We start from the raw sequence: 12,009 nt of genomic DNA on the forward strand, positions 1-12,009 counted from the left end.
GCCAACCGCCGTAGCGCGCGGGGGGTTTGCCGGGGCGGGGGCGCGGCCGGCGGCCGGTGTGGCGATGACCGGGGTGTCCCGTCTGCCAGCATGGTCGGCGCCCTTGACCAGGCGGCCCGGCCGTGCAGCACAGCCGGACCCTCGGGCTCCGCCGGTCTCTCTTCCCCCGCCTGGTTGTCGAGTATCCCGCCGTGCCCCGTGCCTCCGCCCCGCCCACGTCCGCGCCCGCCCAGGCCCCGGCCTCGCACGCACCGTGGCGCTCCCTGCGCCACCGGGGCATGCGCTGGTGGTCGGCGGCGAACTTCGTCTCCAACGCCGGTACGTGGATGCAGCTCACCGTGCAGAACCTGCTCGTGCTGCACCTCACGGGCTCCGCGGCGGCGACCGGTCTGTCCATGTCCGTCCAGGCGGCGCCCGCGCTGTTCGTGAGCCTGCTCGGCGGCGCGGCCGTGGACCGCTGGCCCCGGAAGACGACGGTCGCCGTCAGCCAGGCCCTGCTCGGCGCGGTCGCCTTCACGACGGCGCTGCTCGTGGCGGCGGGCCGGATCGACATGACGGCGCTGCTGGTGCTGGCCGCCGTGACCGGTGTCATCGCCACCGTCGACGGCCCGGCCTGTGCCCTGCTCGGCAACGATCTCGTGCCCGCGGCGGATGTGCCCTCGGCGATCGGGGTGGGCGCGCTGGTGCACGGCGCGGGCCGGCTGACCGGCACCGCGCTGGCCGGGGTGACCGTCGGCTTCCTCGGCACGGGCGCCGCGTACGCCGCCAACGGGCTGTCGTTCCTGTGCGTGGCCGCGGTGGTGCCGTTCCTGCGGCCGGCTCCCGGGGCCGCCGGGGAGCCGGCGGCCGGGCCGCGGCCGGCCGCGGCGCGCGCGGAGACGACCGTGCGGGAGGGCCTGTCCTTCTTCCTGCGCAGTCCCCGCCTGGTCGCCCTGGCGGGCATCACCGGGCTCAGTTCCGTCTTCGGCCGCAATTACGGCCTGACCCTGGCCGTCCTGGTCACCGGGCCGCTGGCGGGCAGCGCCGGGGCGTTCGGCACGGTCTCCACGGTGCTGGCCGTCGGCGGCATCCTCGGCGCGGTCCTCGGCGCCCGGCTGCGCGCGCCCTCGGTGCGGACCGTGGGCCTCCTCGCGGCGGCGGGCGCCCTGCTCCAGGTGGTGGCGGGGCTGTCGCCGTCGCTGGCCGTGCTGCTGGTGCTGGTGCTGCCGATGGCGGTCGTGGAGTCGGTCTCCGACACCGCGGGCACGGCCGTGCTCCAGACCGATCCGCCGCCGCGGCTGCGGGGCCGGGTGCTCGGCGTGTGGAGCAGCGTCGGCACGGTGTGGAGCCTGGGCGGGCCGCCGCTCCTGGGGCTGTTGATGGAGTGGGCCGGGGCGCGCGGTGCCCTGGTGGCGGGCGGGCTGCTGATCGCCGGGCCGGTCGGCGCGGGCCTGCTGGTGCGGCGCGGCCGGGGCGGCCCGGTGCCGGTGGCGCTGCCCGCGAAGGACGGCGACGTCACCGGCCGCGCGGCCCTCGGCACGGCGGCCTGACGGGCCCCGCCCGGCGTCAGGCGGTCCGGCCGGGCAGGTGGTACACGTGGAACGCCTGCCCGATCACCGGCTGGGCGACGTTGCGCACGCGCACGCCCCCGCTGGTCATGCCGTGCTCGGTGCCCGCGTGGGCGTGGCCGTGCACGGCGAGGTCGGCGCCGCCGGTGTCGATCGCCTCGGCGAGCAGATAGCTGCCGAGGAACGGGTAGATCTCCAGCGGTTCCCCGGCGAGGGTCTCCGGGACGGGCGAGAAGTGGGTCAGCGCGATCCGTACGGCGCAGTCCTGCTCCTCCAGCTCCTTCAGGGCGCCGTGCAGGCCCTCGGCGCAACGGCGGGAGTAGCGGACGAACTCCTTCATGAGGGGTTCGCCGAACTCTCCGGCGCAGCGGCCGACGAAGCCGCCGCCGAAGCCCTTGGTCCCGGCCACCCCGATCCGGACGCCGTCCGCGGTGACGACGGCGGACTGTCCTTCGAGGACGTGGGCGCCCGCTTCCTCGAGGATCGCGGTGACCTCCTCGGGCCGCTCGTCGTGGTGGTCGTGGTTGCCGAGGACGGCGACGACGGGCACCCCGAGGTCCTTGATCTCCCGGGCGACGACGGCCGCCTCCTCCGGTGTGCCGTGCCGGGTGAGGTCGCCGGCGAGCAGCAGGACGTCGGCGCACTGGGGCAGGGTCTCGAAGGAGGGGCGCAGCGTGCCCTGGCTCTCGGGGCCCATGTGGATGTCCCCGACGGCCGCGACGCGGATCATGTCAGGTCCTCTCCGTGGTCGGGCGAGGAGGTTCCGGCGATGAGCAGGTCGCTGTGGACCGGATGTCCCGCCAGTTGCTCCCGGGCCATGCGCAGGATGTCGTCCCGGCACTGGGCGGACGGCACGGTGCCGGTGAGCAGGACGGCGTCGCCGCGCAGTTCCAGGCGTACGCCGAGTTCGCCGAGGTCTCCGGAGGCGAGTCGTTCGGCGAGGTGGGCGACGCGGTAGTCCAGGCTCCCGGCCGTCTGCGGGGGCGGGCTGGTGTCGGTCATGGCTGCCCCTCCCGGGGTTCGATCACGTTCAGCCGTTCGAGCAGGAACAGGAACGCGGCGGGCATGGGTTCGTCGCCGCAGGCCGCGCGGACCGCGTCCCAGTCGACCTTCTCGCGGACCGCGCGGGCCACCGGCAGGACCGATCCGAAGTCGCAGTAGTGCTCGGAGAAGGCGTGGATCAGGCTCTGGATCAGGTCGGTCGGGCTGAGCACGGGCATCAGGACCGAGTCGACCGGCAGGACGTGGGCCCGCTCCAGCATGTCCCGGGTGACGGGCCGGTGGGCCAGCGCGAAGATGATGTCGACGTTCTGGCCGTGGCTGGTGGTCTTCAGCAGCCAGTCCTCCGGCGGGGTCCGTACGCCGAGCCCGGCCTCCCGGAGGGTGGCGGCCACCGCCTCCGCGTCGTCGGGCAGGATGGCGAAGTCGGCGTCGTGCTGGAGGTAGCGGCTGCCGCCGTGGGCGTAGACGGCCACGCTGCCGGCGAGCGCGAAGGGGTGGCCCGCGCGTTTCAGGAGCGCGCCGATGTGTTTGGCGGCCTCCAGGATCGCCTGGCTGCGGTCCTGGGGCAGCTCCGCCGGCTCGGCCGCGTGCGGTGGCTCGGTGTCGGCCGCGTGCGGCGCCTCCGGAGCGGGCGGGAGCGGTGGCTGCGCCGGCCGTACCGGTCCCGGGGCGGGCGTGCGGACCGGCTGGGCGGGGCCCGGAGCGGGGGGCGGCGCCGGCTTCACCGGTCCCGGGGCGGGCGCGGGCGTCGGCTGCACGGGTCCCGGGGCGTGGGTGAGCGCGGGCCCGGACGGCTCCGGGGCGTGTGCGCCCGTCGGCTGCCGTGGCTCCGGAGCGGGCGCCGGCTCCCGGTCCGGTCCGTCCGTGGCGATGCGGAGTTCGGTGACCTCCGGTCGCCCCACGGGCGCGGTGTCCTCCCCGTTGTGCGTCATGACCTCTCCATTCGCACCCTGACTTCCCCGGGCGGCCGGTCGGCCCGGGGAGTACGGGTACCCGGCGCCGCGCCCGCGACACCGGGTGCTACGGAGGTTCACTCCTCCACGACGAGCGCCGGGGTGCCGGCGGTGAGGGTCCGTCCGTGGAAGAAGGCCGGGGCGCGACGCCGCATCACCAGCATGATCACCACACCGAGGAGCAGCAGGCCGACCCCGATGACGAAGACGGAGCCGACGCCGAGGACGGCCGAGCCGCTGCCGTAGGCCGGGTTCCACATGTCGTAGAGGGTCTTGCCGAACACGGCGGTGAGCAGCAGGCCGCCGAGGACCGGGAAGAAGCCCTTGAAGAGGGCGTCGCGGGCGGAGCGGGTGAGCTCGCGGCGGAAGAACCAGGCGCAGGCGAACGCGGTGAGCGCGTAGTAGAAGCAGATCATCAGGCCGAGGGCGTAGATGGTGTCGACCAGGACGTGCTCGCTGAGCAGGGACATCACCGTGTAGAAGGCGCCGGTGGCGACGCCGGCGGTGACGGTGGCCCGGCCGGGGGTGCGGAACCGCTCGTGGACGCGGGCGTAGGAGGCGGGCAGCGCCTGGTACGTCGACATGGCGAGCACCGTGCGGGCGACCGGGATGAAGGTGGTCTGGAGGCTGGCGGCGGCCGAGGCGAGGACGGCGGCGAAGAGCAGGATGCCGAAGGCGTGGCCCATGACCGGTCCGGCCAGGGCGGCGAAGACGTTGTCGGAGGTGGCCGGATCGGCCAGGCCCAGGCCCGAGGTGCCGGAGCCGACGGCCATCTGGGCGGCGACGCCGGTGGTGAGGTAGGAGCCGACCAGGACGGCCATGGCGATCAGGGCGGCCCGGCCGGGCGTCTTCTCGCTGCCGACGGTCTCCTCGTTGGCGGTCAGGCAGGTGTCCCAGCCCCAGTACATGAAGATCGACAGGGAGAGTCCGGCGCTGAAGGAGGCGAAGGAGTCCACCGCGAACGGGTTCAGCCAGGACCAGGAGAAGTCGGTGTGGCCGGGGAAGGCGCCGGCGCGGGCCTTCCGCAGGGCCATGACGACGAAGAGGGCGAGCACCACGAGCTGGAGTCCGACCAGCGCGTACTGCACGCCCTTCGTGGTGGTCATGCCGCGGTAGCTGATCGCGGTGGCGGCCGCGATCAGCGCCAGACAGGTGAGGATGTGGACGGCCTTGTGGGCGTCGAGGCCGGCGACCGCGTCGCTGCCGGTGATCTCCCCGGCCAGCAGCCACAGGTAGGAGGTGGCGACGCCGGCGAGGTTGGACAGGACGATCACGGTCGCGATGACCAGGCCCCAGCCGCACATCCAGCCGACGTGCGGGCCGAACGCCTTGACGGTCCAGGTGAAGGAGGTGCCGCAGTCGGGCACCGCCTTGTTCAGTTCCCGGTAGGCGAAGGCGACCAGCAGCATCGGCAGGAAGCCGGCCAGGAAGACGGCCGGCATGTGCAGGCCGACCTCACCGGCGGTGGAGCCGAGGGTGGAGGTGAGGCAGTAGACCGGGGCCACGGTGGAGACACCGATGACCGCGCTGCCCAGCAGGCCGATGGAATTGCCGCCGAGGCCCTTGCCCCGCACACCGTCGCCGGTTGCCGTGTCGGGGGCGTCCGGCCTCATCGCCGTCTGTGTCATGACACAGGACGCTAAATGCTGCGATTTCGGTTGAGGGCGGTACAGAAGGAACCCGGTAAACCTTTGATCCGCAGGCTCATCGAGCAAACCGGCCGGTATTTGAACGGCAGATTACGCTAGTCGATCCACGGGATGAAGGCAACGCGGCGACTGTCCGCCATTCGGGAAACGAAGGGCCGTCCGGAATATCCCGTTCCCTTTCTTTCCCTGTGACGTGCGCCACTACCGTCGTCGGCGCACCCTGGGAGGCATGACCTCCCGGCCCGGGCACACGGCACCGCGGCGGCCATGGCGGTCGGCCCACGCGCTGCTCGTGCTCCCGGTCGCCCTCATCGTGGTGATCACCGTGGTGGACATGCACACACCCGTCGACGTCCACCTCGGACCGGCCCTGGTGATCGCCCCCGCGCTCACCCCGTCCTTCGCCGGCCCCCGGACCACCGCGGGCGTCGGCGCCCTCGCGGTCGCCGCCCAGGTCCTCCTCGGCGTCACCCACGGCGGGCTCGGCACCACCAACCACGTCGTGCAGATCGTCACCCTCACGCTCCTCGTGGTGCTCACCGTCCTCTACAGCGCCCTGCGCGAGCGCCGGCAGGCCCAGCTGGCCCGGGTCCGCACGGTCGCCGAGGCCGCGCAGCACGTCCTGATGTGGCCGCTGCCCGAGCGCCTCGGCACGCTGCGGATCGCCTCGCTGTACCTGGCCGCCGAGGACGAGGCCCAGATCGGCGGCGACCTCTACGCGGCGGCCCGGTGCGACGGCGCCGTGCGCGTGCTGATCGGCGATGTGCGGGGCAAGGGGCTGCCCGCGATCGGCGAGGCCGCGCTGCTGCTCGGCGCCTTCCGGGAGAGCGCGCACCGCCGGATCCCGCTGACGGAGCTGGCCGCCGCGCTGGACCGGAGCATCACCCGGTACGCCGCGGAGCTGGACCCGCCGGAGGAGCGGGGCGAGCGGTTCGCCACCGCGCTGCTCGTGGAGATCCCGGACGGGGAGCCGGTCGCCCGGCTGACCAGTTGCGGCCATCCGCCGCCGCTGCTGCTGGGCCCCGGCCACGTCGTCACGGTTCCGGGCCTGCACCCGTCGCCGCCGCTCGGTGTGTACGACGGCGCCGGGCACACGCTCGACGTCCTCTCCTTCGGACCGGGCGACACGCTGCTGCTGTACACGGACGGGGTGGTGGAGGCGCGGGACGGGCGCGGCCGGTTCTATCCGCTCGCCGAACGGGTGGCGCGGTGGACCGGGGACGGCCCCGAGGCGCTGATGCACCACCTGCGGCGTGATCTGCTCGCCCACGCCGGCGGCCGGCTCGGCGACGACGCCGCGCTGATCGCCCTGTACCGCTCCCCCGCCGGACGCCGCCACCACCTCCCGCACGGCGACCCGACGCGGCCGGGCTGACCGGCCGTAGCGCTCACCCGTCCGTGCGGCGACCGGCGCGGCCCGGCCGGCCGGCGGAACGTCCACCCGTCCGCGCGGCGGTGTTCAGCCGGGAGGGTGGTCCGCCCGGCGGGCCGCCGGGGAGAAGCCGTGGCGGGCTTCGACGCCGACGACTACGGCGGTGACGTCGTCCGGACGGCGTCGGCCGTGCCCGCTCTCACGGCCCTCTCCCCCGGCTACGGCTTCCCGCAGGACGGCGAGGCCGACGATCCCGGCCGGGTGCGGCGGGGTGCGGCGGGTCATGGCCGGCCGGGCAGGCGGCTGCCGCGGTCCTGCCGCCCGCACGGCGGGGGCCGACGGCTGCCGCGCGCGGCGCCGGTCGTGGCCCCGCCCCGAATGGGGCGGGGCGGGGCCGTCCCCGGTTCAGCCGGCCTGCTTCAGACCGGTGATCTTCAGGGTCTTCAGGTCCGACTGGACGTCGATCCGGCTGACCTGCGGGTGCGGACCGTCACCCCAGGTGAGCGTGACCCGGCTGGTGGCGTGGCCCATGCCGGAGCCCGTGTAGGCCACTTTCCACTTCACCGGCACGTTCTGGGCGAACAGGATGCCGTCGGCGTGCTCCTTCTTCTCGAAGGCGGCCACGGACTTCTGCGCCGCGGCGGAGAGGTAGAAGCCGCGCAGGGCCTTGGCGGTCGCCGCGGCGCCGGGTTCGTCGGCGGCCCAGACGGCGTCGATGTAGGCGCCGTAGAAGTCGGTCACGCGCTGGCTGACGTTGCGCGGATCGCCCTGCGCGGACGACACGGCGGCGGCGCGGGTGGTGTGGCTCGCGGAGGCGCCCGCGAGGGCGGGCGTGACGGCGGCCAGGGTGAGGCCCGCGGTGAGGGCCGCGGCGGTCAGCAGGGTCTTGCGGTTGCGGACGGACATACGTTTCGTTCCCCCGGATTCTGCGCGACCGGGCCATCCCGGTCACCGACGGTCCCTAAGACCGTATTCCGCGCGCTCCGGTTCCGCTTCCCCATGGTCCGTTCGGGTCAATTCGCCCGTTGGGGGGGCACGGGCCGGAGGGGCGGGTCGGGGGCGCCGGCCGCCGTGCCCGTCGTACGGGCGGGACGGGGCCGGGGTCCGGGAGGTGGGTCGGACCCCGGCCCCGGGTCTGTCAGGGCTTGCGGGCGACCGCGCCGTACATGGCGATGTCCTCGTCCCGGATGCCCTGTTCGCCGCTGCCGTCGGGGTGCCAGTGGTGCACCTGGACGATGCCGGGCTCGACCAGGTCGAGGCCGGCGAAGAACTCCTGGGCCTCCTCCGCGGTGCGCAGCCGCATCGGCATGTTCCGGGCCGCGTACTCCCGGGCGACCCGGCCGACCTCCTCGGGCGCGAACTCGGCCGTGCCGATGGACATCGCCAGGTAGCTGCCGGAGGGCAGCGGCTCCAGCAGCCGCCGTACGACGCCGACCGCGTCGTCCGCGTCCAGCATGAAGTGCACGATCGCGATGACCGTGAGCGCCACGGGCCGGTTCAGGTCCAGGGTCTCGCGCAGCTCGGGGGCGTCCAGGATGGCGGCCGGGTCGCGGAAGTCGGCTTCCAGGTACGCGGTCCGGCCCTCGGGGGCGCTGGCCAGCAGGCCCTGGGAGAGGGTGAGCACGATCGGGTCGTTGTCGACGTAGACGACACGCGACTCGGGCGCCACGGCCTGCGCGATCTCGTGCAGGTTGGGCGAGGTCGGGACGCCGGTGCCGATGTCCAGGAACTGGCGCACACCCGCCTCCCGGGCGAGCCAGCGCACGGCGCGGTTCATGAAGTCGCGGTTGGCGCGCATGTGCACCGGGAGCGCGGGCCACTCCCGGGCCATCGCGTCGCCCGCTTCCTTGTCGGCGGGGTAGTAGTCCTTGCCGCCGAGTATGTAGTCGTAGATGCGGGCGCTGTGGGCGTTCTCGGTGTCGATCCGGTCGGCCGGCCATCCGTTGTCGGGCAACGCCGTGTCTCCCATTCGGTCGAGGTCGGGGCTCGCGCCCGCGGGTGCGTCCGCGAGCGCGGTGGCGCGTGGAGGAGGGGTGTGGCGGGCGGTACGGGCGGCGGCTCACCACTCCTTGCGCAGTGCGGCGAGCAGGGTCTCGGTCTTCCGGGCGGGCGCGGCCTGGGCACTGAGCCGGTCCAGGGCCTCCCGGTAGACCACGACCTCCTCGGACTTGTCGAGGTACACCGCCCCGGCCAGACCGGTGAGGTAGGCGACGTCGGGCAGTTCGCGGGCCCGGAACCGGAACAGGTGGAAGGCGCCGGCCCGCAGGGCGGGGTGCGGGCCGTTGGCGAACGGCATGAGCTGCACGGTGACCTGGGGCAGCCGGCTCAGCTCGACGAGGTGGTCGATCTGCGCGCGCATCACCTCGGGGCCGCCGACCGGCCAGCGCAGCGCGGTCTCGTCCATCACCACCCACAGGCGCGGCGGGGCGGGCCTGGCCAGCAGTTGCTGGCGGCGCAGGCGGAGCGCGACGCGGCGTTCGACGGTCTCCTCGGTGGCGTGCGGCTCCCCCGCGGTGAGCAGGGCGCGGGCGTAGTCCTCGGTCTGGAGCAGGCCGTGCACGAACTGGTTCTCGTACGCGCGGATCTGCTGGGCCGCCTGTTCCAGGCTGAGGTAGGCGGCGAACCAGTCCGGCATGACGTCCCGGTAGGCGTGCCACCAGCCGCGCTTGTTGGCCTCGCGCACGGACTGCAGGAAGGTCTCGATCTCCTCCTGGTCCGTGACGCCGTAGACGCGCAGGAGTTTCTCGGCGTCCGCGAGCCGCAGCCGCGCCACCTTGGCGGCCTCCATGCGGCGGATCGTGGAGTGGCTGACCCCGATGGCCGCGCCCGCCTCGGCATAGCTGAGGCCGGCCCGGACGCGCAGCCCGCCGAGCTGTCTGCCGAGGATCATGCGCAGCACGGAAGGTGCGCCGCCCCAGTCGGTCTCCGCGGTCACGCCCACCCCCTCGTCAGCTCCCGGGATCACCTTCGCACGGGTCCGGTCCGGCACCCATTCGATCACGTCGTGGCGGATGCAGCATGCACGTCGCCACTTGCAAATTTCAACTTGTCGGTTGCGGTGCCCGGTTGGCAGGTGCCAGAGTGGGCGCACTGCTCCAGCGGGCAAAGCAAGCAGCCGGGCGGACGGTACGGAGTCCGCCGCCCCGGTGGCCGCGAGCCCGCTCGTGCACGGTCGGACGAGAGGAAAGGCGCATGGCTCGGCCCTCTCCGCTCCGACCGCTCCCGCGCCCACCGCTCCATCCCCGACGGCTCCGCCGCCCGGCCGGTCCCAACCGGCCGGGGCGTTCCGCCCCGGCGCGCCCGGACCCGTACCCGGTCGCGCCGGCGTCCCGGCACCGGGCGGCGGAGACCGTGCTCCGCCTCGGCGGGACACCGGACAGCCGGCCTCCACGCCGGCCGCCGGACCCGGCCCGCCGCTCCGGACCACCCGGAGGCGAGCGTCCTGGTCGACTCCCTGGGCCCTACGGCCCCGACCGGCTCGCCTCCGGGGCCGCACTCCCCCGCCTCACCGGCCGCCCGTGGCCGGCCACCGGCCCGACCGGCCACGGCCCGACCGCCCGGCGCGGGGCCGTGCGCACCGGCCGCCGTGCCACGGGCGGGCCGCCGGCCGTGCGCTGACCGCCGCCGGCGGACGCCGGGCCGGGTTCCGCCCGCGCCCGTCTTCGCCGCACCCCCCTTTCGTACCGCCCCGGACCATCCCCCACTCGTCCGAAGGAAACCCGTGCACCCGACGCTCCCCTCCCCCGCGTCCGCCGATCCGTCCTGGACCCGCGCCCACCCCAAGCCCGGCCCCCGGGAACAGGCCGGCTGAACCGCGGGCCGGGAGGCCGTCCGCCCCGGCCGGCGAACCGGCCGTACCGCTGCGGCGTTCCGGCCCGCGACCCGCTAGATTCACGGCCGGTGCGGGTGGTCCGCACCCGTCGGCGGCCGGTTACCCACCGGTGTCCGGGCCCGCCGCGCGTTCCGTACCGCCGAGGGGTGCCATGGTCTGGTCGCTGCTCCGCCGCCGGGCCGCGTCCGCGCTCCCCACGCCCGGGAAGTGCGGGCCCGGCCGGCACGTGCTGGCCACCGAACGGCTGCTGCTGTTCACCCCGCGGACCCGGCTGGACGTGGTGGCGGTGCTGGCGGCGAGCGCGGACGCCGAGGCGCAGCGATGGCTCGGCACCCAGGCGGACGAGCTGCTGCCCGACCCCGCCGTCCGCCGGGCCCTGCTGGCCTGGCGGCCCGCCGGCCACGACCGCCGCCGGATCCCTCCCGTGCTGGCCGAGCCGTACGCACCCGGTCCCGACGGCCCGCTGCTGCTGGTCTGCCTGCGCCGGTCCGACCTCGGCTACGCCGGCGGTCTCGAACTGCATCCGCGGACGGGCGAGATGGGCGGCTGGCTGGCACCGGGCTGCCGTGGCCGGGGCCTGGGCGCGGAGCTGTTCCGCGCGGGCGTGGAGCTGGCCCACACCCATCTCGGGCTCGCCACGGTCCGCGCGGGGGCGGAGCGGGGGAACACCGCGAGCCGGGGGGCCCTGCTCCGCGCGGGACTGGTTCCCGACGGCGGCCCGGCCCGGCACACCCTGCCCGACGGCCGCGTGGTCGACGCGGTCTGGCACCGGCACGACAGCCCGGCCGCGACACGCTGCCGCTGATCACGGGGCAGGCAGGGCAGAAGGGGCGTGCGGGGCAGGCGGGCGTACCGGTCCCGGTGGTCGGGCGGACACTCGGGGACACCGGTGGTCGCGGCGCTCGGCCGTGCCTGGCCGGCGGAGCGGACATATGCTGCGAAATGCCGCCCTCGAAGGGAGTGCCCATGGCCGACACGCCCACCGGCCCCACCGCCGCACCGGACCCATCGGACGCACCAGGCGGCCCCCCGGACGCACCGGGCCCGTCGGACTCATCCGGCGCATCGGGCCCGTCCGGCTCCCCGGCCGCCGAGCTGACGCTCCGGCCGCTCGGCTTCGCGCACCTGGCCGCCGTCCTCGACCTCGGTCGCCGGGTGTACGACACGGACGCGATGCCCTACACCGGCTGGTCGCTGTCGGCCGTCGCCGGGCATCTGGACGCACCGGACCCGGCCTGTCTGGTGCTGCTCGACGGCGACCGGGTCGCCGGGTTCGTGCTCGGCTCGCTCTCCTTCGAGCAGCGCGCCGACTGGGGCTACCTGGAGTGGATCGCCGTCGACCCGGACTACCAGGGACGCGGGGCGGCCTCCCGGCTGGTGCGGGAGTGCTGTGCGCGGCTGGCCGAGGCCGGCGCGGTGTGCGTGGTCACGGACGTGGAGCGCGGCAACACCGCCTCCGCCGAGCTGATGCGCCGCAACGGCTTCGCCGAGGAGGCCACGGTCAGCCTCTTCGTCCGGCAGCTGGCCGACGCGCAGGCGCCGGGCGCGGGCCGGGCCCGGGGCGCGTCCGGGCCCCGCCGTCACCTCACGCGCGCGGCGGCCGGACGGGTCCGCTGAGCCCGGCACCCCGGACCCGGCGCGATCCGGGCCGGGA

At 75.1% G+C, this 12,009-nt stretch carries 12 protein-coding genes; 4 read left to right on the forward strand and 8 right to left on the reverse strand.

The window, feature by feature from the left end:
* Positions 1–278: 278 nt before the first annotated feature.
* Positions 279–1,529 (forward strand): MFS transporter, encoded by a 1,251-nt coding sequence (locus ACH4OA_RS00575; protein ID WP_397935634.1) that lies wholly within the window; start codon positions 279–281, stop codon positions 1,527–1,529.
* 16 nt (positions 1,530–1,545) lie between these two features.
* On the opposite strand, the gene ACH4OA_RS00580 is transcribed toward ACH4OA_RS00575, so the two are convergent.
* The 4 genes from ACH4OA_RS00580 to ACH4OA_RS00595 all read right to left on the reverse strand — a co-directional run bounded on the left by ACH4OA_RS00580 (position 1,546) and on the right by ACH4OA_RS00595 (position 5,130).
* Entirely contained in the window at positions 1,546–2,277 is a 732-nt protein-coding gene (locus ACH4OA_RS00580) for a metallophosphoesterase (RefSeq protein WP_365884274.1), read from the reverse strand.
* Entirely contained in the window at positions 2,274–2,549 is a 276-nt protein-coding gene (locus ACH4OA_RS00585) for a BON domain-containing protein (RefSeq protein WP_365884276.1), read from the reverse strand. Before ACH4OA_RS00585 ends, ACH4OA_RS00580 begins: the two co-directional genes overlap by 4 nt.
* Positions 2,546–3,274 (reverse strand): hypothetical protein, encoded by a 729-nt coding sequence (locus tag ACH4OA_RS00590; RefSeq protein ID WP_397935635.1) that lies wholly within the window; start codon positions 3,272–3,274, stop codon positions 2,546–2,548. The genes ACH4OA_RS00585 and ACH4OA_RS00590 overlap by 4 nt, the downstream gene beginning before the upstream one ends.
* A gap of 305 nt (positions 3,275–3,579) precedes the next feature.
* Entirely contained in the window at positions 3,580–5,130 is a 1,551-nt protein-coding gene (locus ACH4OA_RS00595; protein ID WP_397966891.1) for an APC family permease, read from the reverse strand.
* A 250-nt stretch (positions 5,131–5,380) separates the two neighbouring features.
* Between ACH4OA_RS00595 and ACH4OA_RS00600 the strand changes: the two genes are divergently transcribed.
* Complete coding sequence (locus ACH4OA_RS00600; protein WP_397934880.1) at positions 5,381–6,526, forward strand: PP2C family protein-serine/threonine phosphatase; 1,146 nt, start codon at positions 5,381–5,383, stop codon at positions 6,524–6,526.
* Positions 6,527–6,610: 84 nt separating this feature from the next.
* Here ACH4OA_RS00600 and ACH4OA_RS00605 read toward each other — a convergent pair whose 3' ends face one another.
* From ACH4OA_RS00605 to ACH4OA_RS00620, 4 genes are all read right to left on the reverse strand, one after another.
* Entirely contained in the window at positions 6,611–6,808 is a 198-nt protein-coding gene (locus ACH4OA_RS00605; RefSeq protein WP_397966894.1) for a hypothetical protein, read from the reverse strand.
* 120 nt (positions 6,809–6,928) lie between these two features.
* Complete coding sequence (locus tag ACH4OA_RS00610) at positions 6,929–7,429, reverse strand: hypothetical protein (RefSeq protein WP_365883667.1); 501 nt, start codon at positions 7,427–7,429, stop codon at positions 6,929–6,931.
* A gap of 232 nt (positions 7,430–7,661) precedes the next feature.
* Entirely contained in the window at positions 7,662–8,477 is an 816-nt protein-coding gene (locus tag ACH4OA_RS00615; RefSeq protein ID WP_397934883.1) for an SAM-dependent methyltransferase, read from the reverse strand.
* A 105-nt stretch (positions 8,478–8,582) separates the two neighbouring features.
* Positions 8,583–9,458 (reverse strand): helix-turn-helix domain-containing protein, encoded by an 876-nt coding sequence (locus tag ACH4OA_RS00620; protein WP_397966896.1) that lies wholly within the window; start codon positions 9,456–9,458, stop codon positions 8,583–8,585.
* A 1,048-nt stretch (positions 9,459–10,506) separates the two neighbouring features.
* Here ACH4OA_RS00620 and ACH4OA_RS00625 point away from each other — a divergent pair.
* The gene (locus tag ACH4OA_RS00625) at positions 10,507–11,160 is read left to right on the forward strand and encodes a GNAT family N-acetyltransferase (RefSeq protein ID WP_397934886.1); all 654 of its coding nucleotides are present in this window, start codon (positions 10,507–10,509) and stop codon (positions 11,158–11,160) included.
* 161 nt (positions 11,161–11,321) lie between these two features.
* A complete protein-coding gene (locus ACH4OA_RS00630; RefSeq protein WP_397934887.1) occupies positions 11,322–11,972 on the forward strand; it encodes a GNAT family N-acetyltransferase in 651 nt (216 codons plus the stop codon).
* Positions 11,973–12,009 lie beyond the last annotated feature (37 nt).

Source organism: Streptomyces sp. NPDC017095, from assembly GCF_044332325.1.
Classification (GTDB): Bacteria; Actinomycetota; Actinomycetes; order Streptomycetales; family Streptomycetaceae; genus Streptomyces.

Coding starts and splice junctions, on each gene's coding strand:
- ACH4OA_RS00575 (WP_397935634.1), top strand. CDS start 279: ATGCGCTGGTGGTCGGCGGCGAACTTCGTCTCCAACGCCGGTACGTGG.
- ACH4OA_RS00580 (WP_365884274.1), bottom strand. CDS start 2,277: ATGATCCGCGTCGCGGCCGTCGGGGACATCCACATGGGCCCCGAGAGC.
- ACH4OA_RS00585 (WP_365884276.1), bottom strand. CDS start 2,549: ATGACCGACACCAGCCCGCCCCCGCAGACGGCCGGGAGCCTGGACTAC.
- ACH4OA_RS00595 (WP_397966891.1), bottom strand. CDS start 5,130: ATGACACAGACGGCGATGAGGCCGGACGCCCCCGACACGGCAACCGGC.
- ACH4OA_RS00600 (WP_397934880.1), top strand. CDS start 5,381: ATGACCTCCCGGCCCGGGCACACGGCACCGCGGCGGCCATGGCGGTCG.
- ACH4OA_RS00605 (WP_397966894.1), bottom strand. CDS start 6,808: ATGACCCGCCGCACCCCGCCGCACCCGGCCGGGATCGTCGGCCTCGCC.
- ACH4OA_RS00610 (WP_365883667.1), bottom strand. CDS start 7,429: ATGTCCGTCCGCAACCGCAAGACCCTGCTGACCGCCGCGGCCCTCACC.
- ACH4OA_RS00625 (WP_397934886.1), top strand. CDS start 10,507: ATGGTCTGGTCGCTGCTCCGCCGCCGGGCCGCGTCCGCGCTCCCCACG.
- ACH4OA_RS00630 (WP_397934887.1), top strand. CDS start 11,322: ATGGCCGACACGCCCACCGGCCCCACCGCCGCACCGGACCCATCGGAC.